Raw genomic sequence first — 22,064 nt, forward strand, 5'->3', positions numbered from 1 at the left:
GAAATGAGTAAATTAAAGGCATTAGTACCTGAGTATTTAAAAGATTTTACCTGTATAGGTTCCACTTGCGAAGAAACCTGTTGTAAAAATTGGAAGATAACTGTAGATAAAGAAACATATAAGAAATACAAAAGATTAAAAAACAATGATTTTCATCCTCTTAAAGATAATAAAGTAATAAAAAATAAAAAATCTATATCTGATGAAGATTATGCAATTATAAATCTTGATAACAATAATGAAAAATACTGTCCGTTTTTAAATGAAGATTTACTATGTAATATATACACAAACCTTGGAGAAGATTATATGTGTGACACTTGCAAAACATATCCAAGAGAGTTTAGCTTTGTAGATGATGAATTAGAAATATCTCTTGTTCCATCGTGCCCTGAAGCAGCAAGAAAAATACTATATTCTCCTAATGGAATATGTTTTGAACATATAGAACTTAATTATCAAAAATATATGGATTATAAAAAAAGAATATATACAAAAGGCAGATTTTTAAGTAAAAATGCTCACAAATATTTTTGGAATATAAGGATAGCTTCAATTACAATATTACAGAATAGAAATATTGATATAGTGTCAAGGCTTACTTTTCTTGGTATACTTTACAAAAAAGTAAATGCTCTTATAAAACAAAAAAACTATCAACTGATAGATGATGAAATAATAAAATTTGTAAATACAGTAGAACATTTAAATGATAACTCCCTTTTAGACAGTTTATCTGAAAATAAATTTCAACAAGCATTATTATGCAAAGAAATAATACTTGGTTTAGAAAACATTTCTCTTAAAAACAAAGATTCAGCAATCTCTATTTTTATAAATTCTACAATAGAGTTTTTTAAAAAAAGAGAAGACGCCGATAAATTATTAAATGAATATAATTTTATTATAAAAAATAAGATAAGACCTTTTTTTGACTCCGATACAGGTAGCATGATGATTGAAAATTATCTTGTAAATAAATATTTTTTAGATTTAATGCCTTTCACATATCCTGATGATATGTGGAAATCTCTAATAGTGTTATGTGGAGATTACTTTATAATAAAATCACTAATGCTTGGAATAGCAAAAGATAATGATAGCATAAAAGAAGATGATTTTTTCAGCATAGTGTGCTCTGTTTCAAGAAGCTTGACACATAACAGCCATTATTATCATTATTTAATTGAAAATATAGAAAACTGGGAACTTGATACCTTAGGAGGCATATACACTTTAATAAATAATTAATACAGATATTCTTTTAATTAACAGATATTTGGTTTTTTATTGCATTTTTATACTATTTTCTAATAAAATTATGGATAACTTGTATAATTATATAAAATTAATATACATAGTCTACCAGAAAAATTAATTGTTATGATTTTCCATTATTCTATAAGATTTTAGTATTACTTTAAATATTTATAGCAAATGACATTAAAAATTTTTCTTCAGTTAAAATAAACTTATTATTGTATATTCCATATATTTTTCAAAAGGAAATAAATAATATCGTTTACTATGAAAATAATAATATCAATTATTCTGTTAACTTTCAGTATAATTTTATTATCTGTTATTAAAAAATCTGTTCGATGATTTGTAAAATATAATAAGGGATACATAATTATATTCCCCTATTATATTTTACAAATATTTTTTGATATTACATAATTTATAACATCATCTATTTCATATTCATTTTTTAAAATATTATATATTTTTTTCTCATCTGTATACTTCGTTCCTTCGATTACGGCACCTCTTGACAGATTATAAAAATTAACATTTTTATTATTTCTTATAGTTTTTTCAAACCAATATTTAAAACTGAGTAAATTAGCGGTTGTATAGAGAATCTCACCTAAATTCGACATAACTTGAAAATTTGTCTTAATACTTCCATCATTTTTATCTATATGTGTAGAATTGTCTACATATGCAAAATCCTGACCTGCAAAAATTATAGGATTACACCCGAATTTTAAGAGCAAACTTAAACCTAATGTAGCAACCGAACCGCCTGTATCTATATTAAATTTACTGTCAAAATATTTATTATCATCGTTAAACGATATAAATCTATTTCCCTTGTATTCTGATATCATTTTACTGTTAGCACTGCTCAAATAAAATAAAGGTATTTTTTCAGTATTTACATTTTGTATATGTTTCAACGTTTCTATTTTAGAATCCAATGTGCAACTCATATCATATTTAATATTATTATCATCCAAGGTTTTCATATTCCTCGCTACTGTCATTATCAAAGCTTTATTTTTTATATTTTTTAATAAATCCATAGAATATTTTAACGATGTGCCTGATGATAATAAAAACGCCGGTATATTTTTAAACTTATTAAAAAATATACTTGCATTTTTATCATTCAACTTTATATTTTCTGAAATGTTATAATCTATTAATGAATTTATTTCTTCTTTATTTTTACTTTCAAAAATTTTAATATTTTCCATCATATACTTAAGCTTAGGAGAATATCTACTATGAATTGCATTTATACAGGCATTGTTTTTAAAAAAATAAATATCATTTTCATCATACTTATCTATAATTTTTTTAATTGAACTTATTATTATATTCTCATCTTCGTCAACTTTCAATATTATATTATCTTTCCAATCATCATATAATGAGTGCAGTTTTCCAAATTCATATATATCTTTACGATTTTCAAAAACAAATAATTTTTGATTTTTATCAAGTATATGTGACAACGAATTTATATGATAACCAAGCCCGAGACCGTATAATATATTTATTTTTTTTAACGAACATTTGTAGTTTAAGACGAAATCATTTGCCTCTTTTTCTACATCATATCTGCTTGATATATAATATTTTTTTATACTACTGTCAAGCTGTATTACATCTATTTGAGCAGTTATTTTCCCTTTTTTATCAAAAAGTTGTTTTATCATAATCTAAAATCCAATCCGTTTTAATATTATCAAAAGAAAGAAAAGATTTCATATATTTGCTTTCCGCTTTACTAAGCTACATAACTTTTATTGTCCCACTCCCACATATTCAAATCCCATATTCATTATGTCATCTCTATGATACATATTTCTAAAATCGAATAATATATTTCTCTTCAAAAGATTTTTTATTCTATTAAAATCGAATACACGATAATTGTTCCATTCAGTTACTATTACAAGTCCGTCACAATCTTTCATAGCCTCGTATTCATCATTGAAATAGCTTATGTTCTCCTCGTACTTTGAGTCGTTAAAATAATCTCTTGCATTATTCATGGCAACAGGGTCACTTACATTTACACTTGCATTTAATTCTATCAAATATTTTATTATTTCAATAGATGCGGCTTCTCTTATATCATCAGTTTCAGGCTTGAATGATAACCCAAGTACGCAAAATTTAAGATTTTCCAAACTCTCATATTCTTTTTTTATTTTTTCAACCATATATCTTTTTTGATTATCATTTGCCGTTATAGTGGATTCAATAAGTGATAAATCTACTTTGTTTTCTTTTGCAATGCTCAATAATGCTCTTGTATCTTTTGGAAAACAGCTACCTCCATAGCCGGCACCGGCATGTAAAAACTTAGGGCTTATTCTTCCGTCTTTACCGAGCGCTTTAGCTATAACCTGTACATTTGCCCCTATTTCATCACATAAATTAGCCATTTGATTAATGAATGTAATTTTCATAGATAAAAAAGCATTTGTAGCATATTTTATCATTTCTGCGGTTTCAAAATTTGTAACAATAAAAGGTGTTTCGTTCAAATATAAAACCCTGTATATATTTTTTACGATATCAATCGCTTTCTCACTGTCACTACCTATAACGACTCTATCTTGATGAGTAAAATCATGAACTGCACTTCCCTCTCTTAAAAATTCAGGATTGGATACCACATCAACGACTACATCAAGTCCTTTTTCCGCTAATTTTTCAGAGATTTTTTTCTTCACTCTACTTCCCGTACCTACAGGTACCGTACTTTTATTTATTATAACCTTGTAATCGTCTATATATTGTATTACATCATCGATAGATTTATCATAATAAGACATATTTGCACTGCCGTCATCAAATCTCGGTGTACCCACTGCGATAAATATAACCGTACTGTTTTTTACAGCATATTCCAAATCTGTTGTAAAATTTAATCTTTTGTAGTATAAATTTCTCTCAACTATCTGCTTCAAATTAGGCTCGTAAATAGGTATTTCTCCTGCTATAAGCCTTTTTATTTTTTCACTGTCGCTGTCCATACAAATGACTTCATTTCCAAAATCAGATAAACACGCTCCTGTTACCAAACCGACATATCCGGTCCCAATAACTGTAATTTTATTCATCTATAATTTTACCTCGCTATTTAGTAAATTTTTCTATATTATCTACAACATACTCTACATCTTCTTTTGCCATTCTCGGATAAATCGGCAGTGTAACAATATGCTTGTTAACTCTCTCAGTTACAGCCATACTTCCACGCCTACTGTCCTTATATACAGGCATTTCATGTACGGACGGAGCGAAATGGACGGACGCACCTATCCCGTTTTCATTCAACTTTGTAACAAATTCATCTCTATCTATTGACTCATCAAGTAAAATAGTATACATTTGATAAACATGACATGAGTTTTCTCTTACAAAAGGTATTTTTATTTTTTTATTGTCTTTCAACAAATTGTTATATATACCTGCAACTTCCTGTCTTTTTCTATTCATATCATCCAATTTATCCAATTGAACCGTACCCATAGCTGCAAGGACATTGCTCAGTCTGAAATTATATCCCGCCATATCTGCACTTCTGTACCACGCTTTTTTCATACTTTCTCTGTCATAAGTTGTTTTTCTTATACCATGTCCAAGCAATGTTCTAACTTTTTCAGCAATTTCATCATCATCGGTAGTGAGCAAACCGCCCTCTCCTGTTGTCATATTTTTTGTTGCAAACAGTGAATAACAACCAACACCAAATGTCCCTGCTTTTTTACCGTTATACTCTCCACCTATATCTTCTGCCGAATCTTCAATAACTTTCAGATTATATTTATTTGCAATTCTCATAATGCTGTCCATATCTGCACACTGTCCTGCAAAATGTACCGGCATTATAGCTTCGGTTCTATCAGTTATAAGTTTTTCAATTTCTTTAGGGTCAATTGTATAAGTATCATCTTCTATATCTGCAAATACAGGTACAGCTCCGGCTTTTACCACCGCATTGGCCGACGCTACAAATGTAAAGCTCGGCAATATAACTTCGCCTTTAATACCTTGCGCCTCAACAGCAAGATGTAAACAAGACGCACAAGAATTCATACTTATAGCGTGTTTCACACCCATATACTTTGCAAAATTTTCTTCAAGTTTTTTATTCATCTCACCGTGTGCAAGCCAACCAGATCTTATGACATCAGAAACCGTCTCTATTTCTCTTTCATCAATTTCAGGAATACAAAGCGGAATTTTTCTCATATTTTACCCCCTAAATATATTAAAATCCTATCTTTTTATAATAATCAACGTACAAGCCTATTCCTTTTTCCAAGTCTACCTTAGGCTCATATCCTATAAGTTCCTTAGCTTTTGATATATCAAGTGCTCCCCTTCTCGGTATCTTATCATCCTTTTTTTCAACCAATTCCATTTTTAAATCAGGATAGTATTTTTTCAAATAATTGGCATAATCAAGCAAGCTATATCCTTTTCCATTTGTGATATTAAATGTTTCTCCAAGTGCTTTATCATTTATTGTAACTTTTACGATACCGTCAGCCACATCATCCACATAAGAAAAATCAAGCTTCATTTCTCCCATATTATCAAGTCTGAGCGTCTTGCCTTTTATAGCATTTTCCATAAAAATTTGGCTCACTCTTCTATTAGTGTCTGTAGGTCCATACACAGCAGAAGGTCTTATTATACTGAACGGTATATCATACATAAAATTAAATCCTGTAGTTATAACCTCTCCACAATATTTTGCCATACCATACACGTTTTTAGGTTTTTTAGGTTGATCCAACTTCACAGGTATTTCCAAAAAATCTCCATAAACCATACTTGAAGAAATATAGACAAACCTGTCAAAATAATCTTTGCCTCTAATGGCCTCCAATATATTATGTGTTCCGTCAATTTTCGTCATAAGCATCTCTTTATTATATTCTGGCATAGCATTTGCGAGAGGATTTGCAGCCAAATTTATTATTCTGTTAGGCTTAAAATCATCAATAACAGAATTCAAGTTAAGGCTGTCTCTCACATCTCCTCTGTGAAATTTTATTTCATCTCTTATATCTCCAAATCTAATATCCATACATTTCAAATAATAAGGTTCAAGCATATCCTTAAATCTTGTAAAAGAGTCATATACCATAACCTCATAGCCAAGATTTAACAGTTTTCTACACACATATGAGCCTATAAAACCTGCACCGCCTATTAACAATATCTTTTCTTTCATTTTTAATCCTCTTTTCATTTTTTTCTACAAATTACAGCTATTCTTCCGCACTTTTCCTTCGTTGTGTACAAATATTTAGACATATATAAATCAATGAATTTTTTGTTTATATACCTGTTTGTTATTATATAGTTTTCTCCGTTAAATCCTCCAATTAACCTATGAAATAAATTCAAACGCTTAGATTTTATATCGTCAAAATATATAATATTAATATCATAGAACAATTCGCTAAGTAAATCAATCAATTTATTTTTATTAAAATGCTGATATGCAGCTCCAAAAACTTCTTTATTATCACTTGGAACAGTTATTATAAAATATCCGTCTTTTTTCAAATATTCAGATGCCAAAAATACAAAATTATTAAGCTTATCAGGTTCGATTTGCTCCAATACATTTATTATAGTAACAACATCATATTTTGTATCTATAGTTTTATTGCTTATATCTTCTATCATAAATCTGTCGGCTATATCAGGATTCATAGCCTTTGCCAAATCTATCGCCGTCTTATAATAATCTACACCAACTATATCTTTGTCATTATATTTATTATACAATTCTCTTACTATCCGTCCGTCACCCGTACCTATATCAATAAGAGAGTCAAACTCCATTTTTTCAAGCAAATCAAATATTATCTTTATATTGCCCAAATATCTGTGTCCCGTTCCCCAATACTGCACTTTTTTCATGATTTTATCATCATATACAGGTATATAGTGATATGGAAAGTTGTATTTATCCTGTTGAACTTTCTCCTTAGAGTTTTGCATATAACCACCGCCTTTTATAAAATATAAAAGCCACTTATAATAATTTATGATATTGTAATTAAACTGTAAAATATTGTATTTCCTCTATATTTAAACAAGTTTTATTCTTAATTTTCAAAATTTAATTAAAATTTTACAAATCCCCATTTAATCAATTTCAATATCGTACAGCACTTTATCCGATATTTTTCTTTTTATATCTTTATCAAGTTTTTGTATCATACTCTTTGTATCATATAAAAACTCTGCTTTTTTCAAAGAGTATTGTTTAGAACTTTCATAATATTCCTTATCTTCAAACAGTTTCTTAATTTCATTTATTATATCTTCATCACTATCGAAACATCTGTCTCTTCCGAGTGTATACGAGCCGTCACCGAATTTATGGCATATTACAGGCAAACCCATAAGCATAGCTTGAGATACTGATGAACCTCCTCCATGGCGCTTAGGATTATAATATACATCGCAAGCTGTATATGCACTCAATATGTCATTTTGATACCCTTCAAAAACATATCTGTCAGTATGTTTTGAATTTTCATTAATCAATTTTAAAAATTTATTATAACCGTTATTATTATTTTTATCCACAAATGTTCCGAAAAATTTAATTATTACACTGTCATCAATATTACAAAACTCATCACATATTTTCAATGTATCAAAATTAAATTCCGCATCGAACCTGTTGCTTACAATTACTACTACAAATTCATTAGGATTTTTACTCAATTTATCGTTCAAAGTTTTAGGTCTTTTATAGGTAATACATGATTCTATTATTCTGTCTTGAGATATGCCGGAGTTTTTCAAAATCTGTATATCCCTATCTTCCACTTCTCTTGCTATTATAGGATATCCGTTATACATCATCGGCGCATCAAAAGAACAAGGTATGGTTGCAACAGGCATATATTTTGCCAGTAAATCTGCAAATATACAGGATGCACCGACCTGCAAAGCATACATAGGTGCAAAATCTGACACGACTTTTACAGCTCTTTCTATTTCACTAAAATAATTTTTCTCATCAACACTGCTATAATCACCATATAGTTGCAAAAACTTTACACAATGTTCATCATCTATTCTTAAAATATCTGCATTATTATAATTGCTCGAGCAATAAATCTCAGAGCTCATATAATATGGCAATTCAGTAATCATTCTTGCATCGGATGTATTTAATATCATAACTTCATACCCTAAATAATCCATAAAATTAATTGCATAATCTATAGCCCTTCTTGTAGGAGCATGTTTAAAACTTAAAAATTGTGTAGTTATAATCAATATTCTATTTTTCTTATATTTAAGTTTGTCAATCGGATTAAATAAACAGCCGAACCTTTCTTCAGCCAATTCATATATATTTGAATATAATTTTTTTAAATTTGCAAATGTTTTATAATACTCCAAAGAAAAATCGGAGAAATATCTCGCCACTAATTGCCAATATAAAAACTTTTTCTCATATAGATTAAAAACGTCAGACATAGCTAAAGTATATATTTTATCAAGATTATATAATTTCGTTTCAATAGAATATAAAAATACCGAAATTATGGCAATATCTCTTTCAGACAATTTATTATCCTTTTCAAAACATGATATCAGATTGTATAGATTATTATCTTCATCTTTTAGCAAATACTTAATATGTTTGACAAATATATAGATGTAATTCAAATATTTTATACATCCATATTTGTTACAAAATTCCGCAAATCTTTTAAATTGGAACTCATTCATATTTTCAAAGTCTTGTTTGTCATACATATTTGATAATATTATTTTTATTTCAGATGATAAATTATCATCACTTTTTATAAAATAATGTTTTCCTTTATAAAAATAACTCTTTTTATAAGGAGAATTAATATCTGTATTAAAAGAATTATTAATATACGAACTTTCCTTGTTGAAAATTTTATATACATCCGGCTCATATACATAAGCTTCTACAAATCTCAAATCAGAGTCTTTGCCCAATATCAAATTAATTTTTTTTGCATTATTATAAAATGGTTCTTTTTTAAAAGATGAAAATCTTGACATAAGGTTGTAAAACTCATAACCATTCTTATCATCAAATGTTATTATATCTTCATTTTTCAAAATTAAAAAAAATACCTGAAAAAACATCATAAAAATATCTGTATGTAAATATGCAAAAATCTTTTATATCGGTTATAAACAATATATTTGATATTTCATTGTTATATTCAAATAGCAATGTTTTCATATATTCAAACGAATGTTCGGGAAAAAAATTATCAAACTTCAAATTGGAAAAAAGATGAATTTCATAATCTTGCTCCAAACGGTTAAACAGTTCTTTATTATTTTTCACATTATCATTATCTTCAAAATACACGAGTGCTATATTTTTCATACAACTCTATCCCTTTATACAATATTAAACACATAAAAAAGCAGGCATCAAATTTCTAAAATTGATTATACCGGATTTTTAACCATATACAGTATAATTCAATTATTTTATTTTTACAAGTAAAAAGTGCTATATAATACATTTAAGCATTATATAGCACTTTCTTCTAAAAACAGTATAATACACTATAAAAATATTATACTATCTTAATAATTGTAATACTTGTTGTGGCAATTGGTTTGCTTGTGCAAGCATTGCTTGAGATGCTTGTGTTAATATGTTGTCTTTTGTAAACTTACTCATTTCTTTCGCCATGTCTGTATCTCTTATTCTTGATTCTGCTGCTTGTGTATTTTCCGCTGCATTATCCAAGTTCTTGATTGTATGTTCAAGTCTGTTTTGAACTGCTCCAAGTTTTGAACGTTGCTCTGATACTATTGAAATTGCTTGATCTATTCTTGATAATGATTTGCCGGCACTTTCATTAGTACCTACACCTATAGCTGATGCTCCTTTTCCTATTTTTATAGCTGATGCAGACATCTTCTTTATAGATATATCAAGAGTTTGATCCTTGTTAGCTCCTACTTGTAACTTCTTACCTGCACTAAATCCACCACTAAGAAGACCTTGTTTGTTGAACTGAGTTTTTGTAGATATTGCATCTATTTCAGCTCCAAGCTGATCTATCTCTGATTTTATAGCTTTTCTGTCTTCTGATTGATTTGTATCGTTACCTGCCTGTACAGCAAGTTCTCTCATTCTTTGAAGCATTGCATGCACTTCGTCCAATGCTCCTTCTGCTGTTTGCACTGCTGAAATACCGTCTTGTGCATTTCTTGATGCTTGTGTAAGTCCTCTTACTTGTGAACGCATTTTTTCTGATATATATAGTCCTGCAGCATCATCTGCGGCTCTGTTTATTCTTTGTCCTGTTGAAAGTTTTTCAACAGATTTTCCCATTCCGCCGGAATTTACTCCCATTGCTCTGTGTGCGTTCATTGACATCATATTGTGATTAATTATCATTTTATTTTCCTCCGTGAATTTTTATGGACATCCTTGTCCTAAATTTTTTATTATAATATTTTTAATATCAATTCTTAAATCATAAAATATTTAAAAACTATCTTAATAATTGTAATACTTGTTGCGGCAACTGATTAGCTTGTGCAAGCATAGCTTGAGATGCCTGTGTCAATATATTGTCTTTTGTAAACTTACTCATTTCTTTCGCCATATCTGTATCTCTTATTCTTGATTCTGCCGCTTGTGTATTTTCCGCTGCATTATCCAAGTTCTTAATTGTATGTTCAAGTCTGTTTTGAACGGCTCCGAGTTTTGAACGTTGTTCAGATACCAATGAAATAGCTCTATCTATTCTTGATAATGACTTACCTGCATTCTCATTAGTGTCCACTTTTATTTCAGCAGCTTTTGCTCCTATGCTTATAGTAGTGCCTTCTATTTTCTTTATAGATATATCAAGAGTCTGACCTTTATTAGCTCCTACTTGTAATTTCTTACCTGCATTAAAAGTTCCGTCAAGTAAATTTTGTTTATTGAACTGAGTTTTTACAGATATTGCATCTATTTCAGCTCCAAGCTGATCTATCTCTGATTTTATAGCTGTTCTGTCTTCAGCTTGGTTAGTATCGTTACCTGCCTGTACAGCAAGTTCTCTCATTCTTTGAAGCATTGCATGCACTTCGTCTAATGCTCCTTCTGCTGTTTGCACTGCTGAGATACCGTCTTGTGCATTTCTTGATGCTTGTGTAAGTCCTCTTACTTGTGAACGCATTTTTTCTGATATATATAGTCCTGCAGCATCATCTGCGGCTCTGTTTATTCTTTGTCCTGTTGAAAGTTTTTCAACAGATTTTCCCATTCCGCCGGAATTTACTCCCATTGCTCTGTGTGCGTTCATTGACATCATATTGTGATTAATTATCATTTTGTTTTCCTCCGTGAATTTTTATGGACATCCTTGTCCTAATTATTGCCAATATATTTTAAATTATAATTTAAAGTATACTATATTTAATATATTTATAGATAAACAACGGCGCCTATTATCTATCTTTATAAATATATTCTTAAAGTATATTTTGCTTTACGTATTTAATATCGTACTGCTTAAAAATAACTTTAGTATTTTTTAAAAAATTTTTATTTTTTATAATACTTTTTACGCAGATATATCAGTACAAATTATAATTTAAAAATATGATTTACTTTATATATTATTACTGTGTTTTTTATATTTTAAACATATTTTTATAAATTTTTTATATATATTTATAAAAACAAATTGCCTGTCTTTCATAATGAGTCCATAAGCCGGTAATTTTTATTGATTTACTTTCCTCTATAACTTCATAAACAAGTCTATGTTTAATATTAATACGTCTTGAATATGCTCTATATTTTAACAAATTTTATCATAATTATATTATACATTGCAATTTATCCGTTTTCAAATATTTCAATGCAAAAGAATAAAAAAATATATATCTCTGCAAAATAAGCAAAATATTGTAGTATAATACAAATATATACTAAAAAAGCAAATAAAATCTATAAAAAATTATAAATCTTATTTGCTTTTTTAATTTCATATTTTCATATCAAAATTTGAGCCCAAATTAGGGTTTACTGACAACTCCATTTGTTTTATATTTTCTATCAGCATGTCAGCATTTTCTTTTGTGACATCTATAGCTTTTTTTAACAATGACACGTTTATACTCGACATTGTTCTCATACTGCCAAGACTCATTGACATAGCCGCTATATCCATATTCACTCACCTCTTCATATTTTTCGCCATTGTATATCAAACTTTTCTGATAACATCAAAAACCGTTACAGAATTTTGAACAAATCTGTTGATGTTATTAAATTTTAAAAATCGTATTATATTTCTGCTCTTTATAAATATGTCAATTTATTTCCAACACATCGGAAATTTTTTTATTCCATTCTTCAAGTTTAGGAAGTATTTCAAATTCAAATAAATCTGCCGTCAATACATAGTCTTTATACTGCATGGAATCCGTAAGTTCTTCAAAAATTTCTTTGATTTCCGACATACTTATATCATGGAATTGATTTGTTAAAGATATTGCTTCATTCAACCACTCAAAACCCTCTATAAGAGGCAGGGAATATTCTGAAATCTTTGCTATATCAGCTATTCTATAAGCATTTATCACATATGGCATCATATCTGTTACATTGCTAATATAGTCTTTAATGCTTGTTAAAATTTCAACTTGTTCATCTTTTAACATAGTTACTCCTTAATTATGTTTTTATTTCATTTCATCTATAAAGACGCCAAAATTTGCTCCTGTAATTTTTTTCATAATATCTTGAGAATACTTATCTACAACCTTCTCCTGAGTTTTTATTTTTTTTATCTCATTTTGTGTTATTGCAATCTCATTTCTTATAATCGGCATAATCTCTTCATCTATATCATATGAAAGTTCAAAATTTCCTTTTATATCTGATATATATTCTTTCAATTCAGGATAATTAATTATATTTTGCTCAAAGTCATCATTTTTTTTCAGTTCTTCAAATAATGTTAAAAACTGCTTATCTAACAAGTTTACAGAATCTATTATTTCTTGTCTTTCAGTCAAATGCGCTTCTACATTTTCAAAATTTTCTTTTGATACATCTTCTTTCATTTTCTTTGCAATATCTAAAAATTCATTGCTTAATGTATGTTTATTCTTTGTTATAGACACAAGTTTTTCATAGTCGTTCATCATTTACCTCTTTTAACAATATTCATAGCTTCTTTCCACGCATCTCTCAAATCTACTATTACACTTTTTGCATCATCTATCAATGATGCGTCCTTTTTCAAATTGGCATCAACAAGCCTGCTGAGAGCAAAATCATATAAGCTGTGCATATTTTTAGATATTTCTATATCCATATTAAGAGTAATATCCAATTCTGTAATTATGGCTTGAGCTTTGAGTAAGTTATCATTAGCTTTTTCAATATTTTTTTCTTCTATACCTATCTTTGCCAAATTCATAAACTTTATACAGCCGTCATATAACATAAGCGTCAGCTCTTCTTTTGTAGCTGTATTTACTGAATTTTCTTTGTATTTTGCATAAGGATTCAATAACAAAATCAATTACCTCCAAATCAAAAATATTCAGATTTTTTATTGAACAGTTGTTTTTCAATACTAAAATTCATTAAATATTGAAAAATTAAAAATTCTTTAATTATAGTAAAAATTATTGATTTTAAAGTTAATTATAATATATTTTTTTCATAATTATAAAAAATGTCTATATAATAAATTAGAATATATAAAGTACCCAAGATACACTCAGGTACTTCATATATTTTTTTATTTTCCGCCGAATTGTTGTGACAACCAACCTGATTGTCCCTGCATCTCTCTTATGGCTTTTTCCATTGCTGAGAATTTTCTCCATAAACTTGATTCATAAGAATTTAATCTTCTATTTTCATCATCTATCTTTCTGTCAATTCTTAATATATCTTCATCAATCATACCTCTTCCGGTTACCACATCTGCAAGCATATTACCTCTTACATCTTTAAGAAGAGATGAGTCTTTTCCTGCACCGGCCTGTTTTACAATTGCTTCCATACCGTCAGCCATATCGCCCATCATTCTGACAAATACTCCTGTATTTGCTCTTTGAGCTTGTGCTCCGGCTTTTTTTGCCGCAATATCTGCCGCACTGTCCTTACTGTTTATCTTATAGTTATTTATATCTTCAGGCGCTTTAAATAAAGTATCCAATACTTTTTGCGGATCTTTTGCTATTGCATTTTTTAATTTTTCTTCATTTATTTCCAATTTAGCTCCGTTTTTATAAGTGCCTGTTGTAATTCCAAGCTCATACATGGAGCCAGCGCCTTCAACTTTTTCATACATACCTGCTCTCATCTTTGACAGCATGGATTTTATTGTAGAGTCATTTGCCAACAAACCTGATTTTGATTTTTCTTCCCATAATTTAATTTCATTTTCTTTCATAGCCTCTTTTTGTTCTTTTGTAAGAGGCTTATAATCTCTATATGTCTTTTCTTTTAACTTATTTTGTAATTCATCAACTACTTTGTTGTATCCTTCTACAAATTCTTTTATTTTTGCAAATATGCCGTCTACATCAGTTTCAACGGATACCTTCTGCGCTGTTGTAGAAACTTTTTTAAGTGATAATTTTACTCCATTAATATCTACATCATTAGAATCATTTTCTATATCACTACCGTTGACATTTACTATGGAATTTTTTCCTTTTATTCCATTTGCAGAATTTAAAGCTGTAGTATCTACGCCCAATCTGCTAAAGAAATCCAATGTAGTCTGATCTGATGATTGTATTGTTTCGTTAGCGCCTGTTTTTTTGCTTGACATGAAAAGCATAGATGTCTCGTTAGCGCCTACTTTACCCACCTTGCCGAAACTTGCATTAAGTCCTGTTGCCTCTCTTATCTTTTTAATAGCTGTAGATATGGTATCATTCGCCTTTAGCTGTACAGTTTTTGTTTGTCCGTTTACATTAAGAGATAATGTTTGATCTTGTCCTACCTTATCCGAAGCCTTTACGGTTGTCGCATTTCCTGCCAAAGTTGCATTTTGTGCCAACTGTTTAACTTGCACATCATATTCTCCTGTTGCTGTTGCTGTTGCTTTTGCAGTAAAATATTCTTCATTTTGAACTTTTGCTTTTTTTGCCCAATCAACTTTATCAATACTTCCTGATTTTAATTGTCCGAAATAAGTATAAGATGTAAGACCTAATTTTTTTCTGGCTTCCAATATAAAGTTAGCCATATTTTTGTTCAATCCTAAATAAGATTCTTGACGCCATTCAGCTTTCGTTTTTCTTTGTCCGTATGCATTTACTCTGCTTCTTTTAGCCTGCATAAGCTGTTTTATCATACTTTCGGTATCCATGCCTGAAGCAATACCGCTTATTCTTGTAAGGTTACTGCTCATTTTTATCATCCCTCCTAAAATAGTTTAAAGACATCATGCCCTCTAAATGTTTATCGTCAAATTTTTATATAATATTAATTTTTTAATGATTTAATTTCAATTTTTTTAAAATCTCCAATTCTTCTTTTAAGTATTTTATATACATTTGTGTAATATTATTTATATCTTTATACATTTTTTTTGTATTGTCAAGTATATCCTTTATAGTCTTGGACTTTTTACCTTGAACACTGATAGATAATGATACTGTATATCTTACTACAAAGTTATAAGCAATTTTATATTTTTTCAATTTTTCATCTATTTTATCCAATTGTTCCAAATATTTATTATTACCGTAATATTCTTCTATTGCTCTCAACTTGTTTGATATGTTCAGTCCTTTTTTTGAGAGTTTTAATATGGCTTCCATATCTTGTAAAAGTGACGAGAATTTTTTATCTATTTTCTCATAATCCGAAATATTTTTTTCTTTTAACAATATATCATTGATTTTTTTTCTGATATCAATACCTTTAGTATCTATATCTTTCAATGCCTCTTTTAAGGTGCAAATTTTTGTTCCCTCTATAAAAGCTCCGCCTTCAGTTGCGTTTATAAATTCACAATCTTCGTGTGAATATTCTCTTATATAATCTTGTATCGCCATCCTAAAATAATTCAAATCTGCTCTTGATAATATCTTATCTTGATAATTTCCTTTTACATATAAATTATGTTCACTGTCTTCAACAGTATTATCTACATCTGAAGCTAATGAGCTGTGTTTTTTATCATCTGAATATGCCAAATCCTGTCCTATGAATATTATCTTTTTACAACCCATATATATAGCTGCTGATAACTGTAATGTAGCCACACTTCCTTTGGTAAAAAGGCTGTCTATATCTTCTTCATACCACTCTTTTGATAAATCTCTTTCCAATCCGCTTAAATCCGCAAATATTTTTTCTCCTTTGTAATTTTGTGTTATGAGATATTGATTTTCTACTGAAGATATCAAAGGAACATCTGTATCTAATATATCATATCTTTTATATAAATCATAATTTTCCGGCATCATATCAATGGAAAGATTGAAATGAGGTTTTATTCCTGCATTTAAAATTGCCCTTAGCGGTCTGCCTCCTGTAAATATTACCACATCATTTTCATGTCCCATAAGATCATTTATATTTTTATCAAGAGAAGGCCCTGCCGAAACTATAACCGCTGTCATTCCTTCAAAAACATTTTTAAAATCATTTATTATGCTGTTACTTTTTATAAATCTGTAATTTTTTATAAAATTTTCAATAACCCATTCTTTTCTTGAATGTGTTGTGTTGTATGATAAATATACATCTGATTTGAACATTTTAAAGGCATTGTACACGGTAAACTGTTTGGAACTTTCAAAATTACCGTATGATGTAAATATATGAATGCTCGTTTTATTATAATACATTGAATTAATCTGTTCTAAAAACAATGCCGCAACTAAATTTTCATTAAATTCATCTGTGTAAACCACATTTGTATTTTCTTTAAAAAAATCCGTATCTTTGTTTTTTTCATATAATTCCTGTACAGGTTCAAAAACTATTATCTTGTCTTCTTCATTATCTATTATATCATGTAATGCCATTATATGATATAATAATCCGCCGCCATAAACTATATAAACTTTATCTTCTTCATCATACACTGAACTTGCCCATTGTTTAGCTTCTTTTATAGGGTCATATTTGCTATGGAGATATTTTTTTATAACTTCCCCATTTTGTTCATATTCTATTTTTACTGTTTGCAAATCACCATTTTTACATGATTCATAAAATACTTCCATATTAATTATATTACCCTTTCAAAATACTATAAACTATATTGAAAATAAAAATAATTAAATACATAATTATCATAATAGTCGGAAAATACAGTAAACAGTACGTTTTATAATTTTTTTAAAATTATTTTATTTAAAATTAACATAAAAATCTACTTGTACTATTATATCATATTTAATATAAAAATAACAGTTACTATAACTACTTTATACCTAAATATTTAATTTTTTAATCAATTGTTTTCTTTCGTTTTCATTTCTGTCATAAAATGTTTTAGTTTTTATTTTGAATTTTTGATTTATTTTTTCTATTCTCTTTTCATCTTTTTCGTCTATAAGGCTTATTGCTATACCGTTTTTGTCGGCTCTGCCTGTTCTTCCTATCCTGTGTATATAATATTTGTGATCTGCCGGTATTTCATAGTTTATGACATGTGTTACTCCGTCTATGTCAAAGCCTCTTGCGGATAAGTCTGTCGATACTAAAAATCTGAATTTCATCTTTCTGAATTGCTCCAAGATGAATTCTCTTTTTTTCTGAGAAAAATCTCCATGCAAAATATCGCAGTCGTATCCGTCAACTCCCATCAACTCATATAATTTTTCGGCATTTTTTTTAGAATTGCAAAATATTATAGCCATAAATGGATTGTATTGTTCTATTACAAATTTTAATGTGCTTAATTTATTTTTTTCGCTTGTTTTAAATATTAACTGCTCTATGTTATCTGTTACTGTATTTTCCTGCGTAATATCTATTTTTACAGGATTTTTTATGAGTTTTTTCGCTAAGTCTATTATAGGCTTAGGCATAGTTGCTGATAATAAAACTATCTGTAAATTATCAGGCAACTTATCTTTCAACAGAACTATATCTTCCAAAAATCCATATTCTAACATCTGATCCGCCTCATCTATAATGAGCTGTCTTATATATTTCATGTTGATGTTGCCTGCTCTTATATGCTCCAATAATCTTCCCGGTGTGGCTACTATTAATTGTGAATTTTGTGCAAATTTATTTTCTTGTTTTTTTAAATCATGACCGCCCACTATATTGTTGCAACTCAAATTATTATTTATATTTACTTCATCAAACACTTTTTTGGTCTGATTTGATAGTTCTCTTGTAGGGCTTAAAACCAACGCCTGCGGTAATTTAAGCGTTTCGTCTGTCATCGTCATTATAGGCAATAAAAACGCTAAAGTTTTGCCTGTTCCTGTCTGTGCTTTTGCAATTATACTTCTTTTTTTCAACATTATCGGTATTACTTCTTGCTGAATTTGTGTTGGTTCACTTATCCTCATATTTTTTAGTGCCTGCAAAAATTCTGCTTTTATTTTTAAATCTTTAAAACTGCTCATTTCACACTCCGCTTTCTATTATATCCATTAACTTCTTTATATCTATATATTTATTAAATTCGTCTGCCAACTTACATATCTGTTTTTCTCTGTAAGCATTGTAATCTAAATGTACATCTATTGGCTTTATACTTTTTTTTATTCTTAAATCATTTAAAATGTTGTTGATAAATTTTGTATTTTCAAATACTCCAAAGGCATATATACCAAGTATATTTCGCTTTTGAACTGATATTACTTCGTTTTCAAACTTCATTGTAATTTGAGTGTTATCCGAAAATTTATTAATATCTTCAATTTTTGAAATCTTTATTTCTCCTGTTTTAATTCTGTACAGATTTATCTCGTCTTGTGAATTTTGCAATAAACCTTGCTTATTTATAATTTTGACATTTATTTTTTCTGAAAAAGATTGAACTGTGCTTATATCTATATCGAGTAAACCGAGCGCTTTTTTATCTTTTTTATCAGAGTATATACTTTGAATATCATATATATTTTTTGCAAGTAATTCCACTGCGTTACCTATTGCCAATATATTCTTATATTCAGCATAGCTTTTTAACTTTTCATCAAATCCGACTTTTACAATTTCTTCTAAATCTTTAAATATATTTTTACTCGAAGGTATGATTAAAATATCTGTATTTGTCGGAATATCATCCCTTATTGTAATATAATTCACGTTTACATCTTGAAAAAGCGTAAGAGGTGAAAACTCAGTAAAATTAGAAAGATTAGGTAATTTTATTATGGTTATATTTATTTTGTCTTTGTCATATGAATACAATTTCAATTTGTTTGTTAATGAGTCTTCTTCTTCTATTTCTACGTCTATATAAGGCATTACAGATATCACAGGAACTTTTGTAAGCTTTTCTATTTCTTGTATTCCACTTTTTAATATTTCTTTTTGACCTCTGAATTTATTTATTATTACTCCCTTATAATATTTACGCCATTTTTCCGGCGTAAGCATTATTGTTCCATATATTGACGCAAATACTCCGCCTTTGTCTATATCTGCTACTAATATTACAGGTGCGTCCACCATTTCAGCCATTCCCATATTTACAAAATCTCCATCCAAGAGATTGATTTCAGCCGGAGAACCTGCACCCTCCAAAACAATTATATCTGAAATATTGGATAATTCCTGATATGCTTTTTTTATATATGGTAAATATTTTGACTTTATTTTATAATACTGTTTTGCATCATAAGTATCCGTTTTTTTACCTAATAATATAACGTCTGATTTTTTATCCGTTCTTGGTTTTAAAAGTATAGGATTCATTCTTGCATCAGGCATAATTCTACCCGCAAAGGCTTGTAATGCTTGTGCTCGTCCAAACTCCAAATTGTTTTCATCCACATATGAGTTGAGAGCCATATTTTGGGATTTGAATGGCGATACTTTATATTTTAAATCAGAAAGCACTCTGCACATAGCAGTAACGAAAAAACTCTTGCCTGCTGACGAATTTGTTCCCACAAACATTATATTTTTTGCCATTAAATATCTCCTAATTTTTTTATCATTTACATTTTTTACAAGCTGTAAAAATTTTTAACTCATATTTTTTATGTGTAATTATAAAAATTTATGTATTTTTATAAACATTCATAACTATTATATCTTTTAAGAATATCATATTATATGCAAAATAACAACCGATTATACTTACAAAAAAATACAATATTTTTCTAAATATTTAATTGTGTTTGCATATTGTTATGATTTTTAATGAATATTTTATAAAATTCATATATTTTGTTTTTATTACAAAGTAAATATAATCATTCTATTTTTTCGTAAAATATATTATAATATATAAAGTTAAATTTAACTGTTTTTACTGAAATTCTGAATAAAAAATATATACCAATACAATTTAAAATATATATTATACCTACAAATCTATAGAATATAAGTATTATGTATATAAAAGGGGTAGTTTATTTTGAAAAAAATATTATGCTTGTTACTATGTATTTTAATATTTTTTTCATCCGGCAACATTTTTTCTTATGCTCAGGTTATGGACGAATGGGCAAGACCTGCATACAAAAATTTAATTGATAAAAAAATATTACCTGATGTGTTGATGGGAGAAAAAAATCTGAAAGATAGTATAACAAGACTTGAATTTACTCATCTTATAATAACTTATCTGCTGTCAAATAAAAACTATAATCTGATTTCTGCAAAAAAAGAATATTCCGATGTAAATGATACTTTTGTAAACCTTGCATCCAATTTGAATATAACTACAGGTTATACAGACGGTACATTTAAACCTAATATGAATATAACAAGGAGTGAGGCAGCTGTCATAGCAAACAATGTTGAAATACTTCTTGGAACTTCCAAAAATGGTACAATAAATAATTTTAAGGATTATAAATTTATTCCTAACTGGGCTGAAAAAGGTGTAGGTTCAATGGTTGCAATAGGAGCTATGAGCGGATATCCTAACAAGAATTTTATGCCCTCAAAAAATATAAGCAGACAGGAAGCTATTATTTTGGTCGATAAATTACTGAAAAATAACAAATCGAGCAATTTGATAGACGCCTTCAACATTTCCAAAAATGATGAATATATGAGTAAAGCGCAATATGATTTTGCACTTTCAAATATACCTATGTCCAAATATAAGATAGATACTGTAAAACATAATATATTTTTAACTGATATTGAAAAAAGGCATAAAATATACAATGATTTCAAAAAATTCGTACCTTTTTCAAATAATGAGATATTGGTATCTCCAAATTTGATATTTGACGACGTCAATTTATCTTATATAATAGGCATAGAAATCAAGAAAACTCTAAATGGAAAATTGGACCAACGTGTATTTATGGTCAAAGTTTACACTGATAATAACAAATCAAAGATAGAATCTGAAAAAGAATACAGTCCGTGGTTCACAGTATCTAAATAACACTGAAAGTTAATACAATAATAGATATTTTTATTGTTAATACTAAAATCTTATAGAATAATGGAAAATCATAACAATTAATTTTTCTGGTAGACTATGTATATTAATTTTATATAATTATACAAGTTATCCATTATTTTATTAGAAAATAGTATAAGAATTTATTAGCTGACTAAAATTGGATGTACTTAAATCAAAAAACTTAACATAATTTTATTCATTAATTAAACTGATATTATTATA

Annotated in this window: 19 protein-coding genes; 2 read left to right on the forward strand and 17 right to left on the reverse strand. The window is 28.3% G+C overall.

Annotation, left to right across the window (positions count from 1 at the left end; genetic code table 11):
- The first annotated feature begins 3 nt into the window (after positions 1-3).
- Positions 4-1,251, forward strand: a complete 1,248-nt coding sequence (fliB, locus tag HMPREF9629_RS08405; RefSeq protein ID WP_009525969.1) for a flagellin lysine-N-methylase — start codon at positions 4-6, stop codon at positions 1,249-1,251.
- A 395-nt stretch (positions 1,252-1,646) separates the two neighbouring features.
- Here the strand turns inward: fliB and HMPREF9629_RS08410 are convergent, their stop codons facing one another.
- The 17 genes from HMPREF9629_RS08410 to HMPREF9629_RS08490 form a co-directional block, all read right to left on the reverse strand.
- Complete coding sequence (locus HMPREF9629_RS08410; RefSeq protein ID WP_009525970.1) at positions 1,647-2,948, reverse strand: motility associated factor glycosyltransferase family protein; 1,302 nt, start codon at positions 2,946-2,948, stop codon at positions 1,647-1,649.
- An 87-nt stretch (positions 2,949-3,035) separates the two neighbouring features.
- Positions 3,036-4,364: a UDP-glucose dehydrogenase family protein gene (locus HMPREF9629_RS08415; protein WP_009525971.1), complete on the reverse strand. Its 1,329-nt coding sequence runs from the start codon at positions 4,362-4,364 to the stop codon at positions 3,036-3,038.
- Between the two features lie 16 nt (positions 4,365-4,380).
- The gene (locus HMPREF9629_RS08420) at positions 4,381-5,499 is read right to left on the reverse strand and encodes a DegT/DnrJ/EryC1/StrS family aminotransferase (protein ID WP_009525972.1); all 1,119 of its coding nucleotides are present in this window, start codon (positions 5,497-5,499) and stop codon (positions 4,381-4,383) included.
- A 19-nt stretch (positions 5,500-5,518) separates the two neighbouring features.
- Complete coding sequence (locus HMPREF9629_RS08425; RefSeq protein ID WP_009525973.1) at positions 5,519-6,490, reverse strand: NAD-dependent epimerase/dehydratase family protein; 972 nt, start codon at positions 6,488-6,490, stop codon at positions 5,519-5,521.
- Between the two features lie 14 nt (positions 6,491-6,504).
- On the reverse strand, positions 6,505-7,269 hold the full coding sequence (locus HMPREF9629_RS08430) for a class I SAM-dependent methyltransferase (RefSeq protein WP_009525974.1): 765 nt from the start codon (positions 7,267-7,269) through the stop codon (positions 6,505-6,507).
- Positions 7,270-7,416: 147 nt separating this feature from the next.
- Positions 7,417-9,390, reverse strand: a complete 1,974-nt coding sequence (locus HMPREF9629_RS08435; RefSeq protein WP_242822037.1) for a glycosyltransferase — start codon at positions 9,388-9,390, stop codon at positions 7,417-7,419.
- A complete protein-coding gene (locus HMPREF9629_RS08440; protein ID WP_009525976.1) occupies positions 9,380-9,667 on the reverse strand; it encodes a hypothetical protein in 288 nt (95 codons plus the stop codon). The genes HMPREF9629_RS08435 and HMPREF9629_RS08440 overlap by 11 nt, the downstream gene beginning before the upstream one ends.
- 201 nt (positions 9,668-9,868) lie before the next feature.
- On the reverse strand, positions 9,869-10,696 hold the full coding sequence (locus HMPREF9629_RS08445) for a flagellin N-terminal helical domain-containing protein (protein ID WP_009525977.1): 828 nt from the start codon (positions 10,694-10,696) through the stop codon (positions 9,869-9,871).
- A 97-nt stretch (positions 10,697-10,793) separates the two neighbouring features.
- Positions 10,794-11,621, reverse strand: coding sequence for a flagellin N-terminal helical domain-containing protein (locus tag HMPREF9629_RS08450; RefSeq protein ID WP_009525978.1), 828 nt, complete (start codon positions 11,619-11,621; stop codon positions 10,794-10,796).
- 660 nt (positions 11,622-12,281) lie between these two features.
- Positions 12,282-12,467, reverse strand: coding sequence for a YjfB family protein (locus tag HMPREF9629_RS08455; protein ID WP_009525979.1), 186 nt, complete (start codon positions 12,465-12,467; stop codon positions 12,282-12,284).
- 142 nt (positions 12,468-12,609) lie between these two features.
- The gene (locus HMPREF9629_RS08460; protein ID WP_009525980.1) at positions 12,610-12,960 is read right to left on the reverse strand and encodes a hypothetical protein; all 351 of its coding nucleotides are present in this window, start codon (positions 12,958-12,960) and stop codon (positions 12,610-12,612) included.
- A 21-nt stretch (positions 12,961-12,981) separates the two neighbouring features.
- The gene (locus HMPREF9629_RS08465; protein WP_009525981.1) at positions 12,982-13,446 is read right to left on the reverse strand and encodes a hypothetical protein; all 465 of its coding nucleotides are present in this window, start codon (positions 13,444-13,446) and stop codon (positions 12,982-12,984) included.
- Positions 13,446-13,823 (reverse strand): flagellar export chaperone FliS, encoded by a 378-nt coding sequence (fliS, locus tag HMPREF9629_RS08470; protein ID WP_009525982.1) that lies wholly within the window; start codon positions 13,821-13,823, stop codon positions 13,446-13,448. The genes HMPREF9629_RS08465 and fliS overlap by 1 nt, the downstream gene beginning before the upstream one ends.
- 228 nt (positions 13,824-14,051) lie before the next feature.
- Positions 14,052-15,680, reverse strand: a complete 1,629-nt coding sequence (gene fliD / locus HMPREF9629_RS08475; RefSeq protein ID WP_009525983.1) for a flagellar filament capping protein FliD — start codon at positions 15,678-15,680, stop codon at positions 14,052-14,054.
- An 82-nt stretch (positions 15,681-15,762) separates the two neighbouring features.
- Positions 15,763-17,508 carry a motility associated factor glycosyltransferase family protein gene (locus HMPREF9629_RS08480; protein ID WP_009525984.1) on the reverse strand — a complete coding sequence of 582 codons (1,746 nt, stop codon included), beginning with the start codon at positions 17,506-17,508 and terminating at the stop codon, positions 15,763-15,765.
- Between the two features lie 210 nt (positions 17,509-17,718).
- Complete coding sequence (locus HMPREF9629_RS08485) at positions 17,719-18,870, reverse strand: DEAD/DEAH box helicase (protein ID WP_009525985.1); 1,152 nt, start codon at positions 18,868-18,870, stop codon at positions 17,719-17,721.
- Position 18,871: 1 nt separating this feature from the next.
- The gene (locus HMPREF9629_RS08490) at positions 18,872-20,386 is read right to left on the reverse strand and encodes a cobyric acid synthase (protein ID WP_009525986.1); all 1,515 of its coding nucleotides are present in this window, start codon (positions 20,384-20,386) and stop codon (positions 18,872-18,874) included.
- Positions 20,387-20,834: 448 nt separating this feature from the next.
- Between HMPREF9629_RS08490 and HMPREF9629_RS08495 the strand changes: the two genes are divergently transcribed.
- On the forward strand, positions 20,835-21,821 hold the full coding sequence (locus HMPREF9629_RS08495; protein WP_009525987.1) for an S-layer homology domain-containing protein: 987 nt from the start codon (positions 20,835-20,837) through the stop codon (positions 21,819-21,821).
- The last annotated feature ends 243 nt before the right edge of the window (positions 21,822-22,064 follow it).

Source organism: Peptoanaerobacter stomatis, assembly GCF_000238115.1.
GTDB lineage: Bacteria > Bacillota > Clostridia > Peptostreptococcales > Filifactoraceae > Peptoanaerobacter > Peptoanaerobacter stomatis.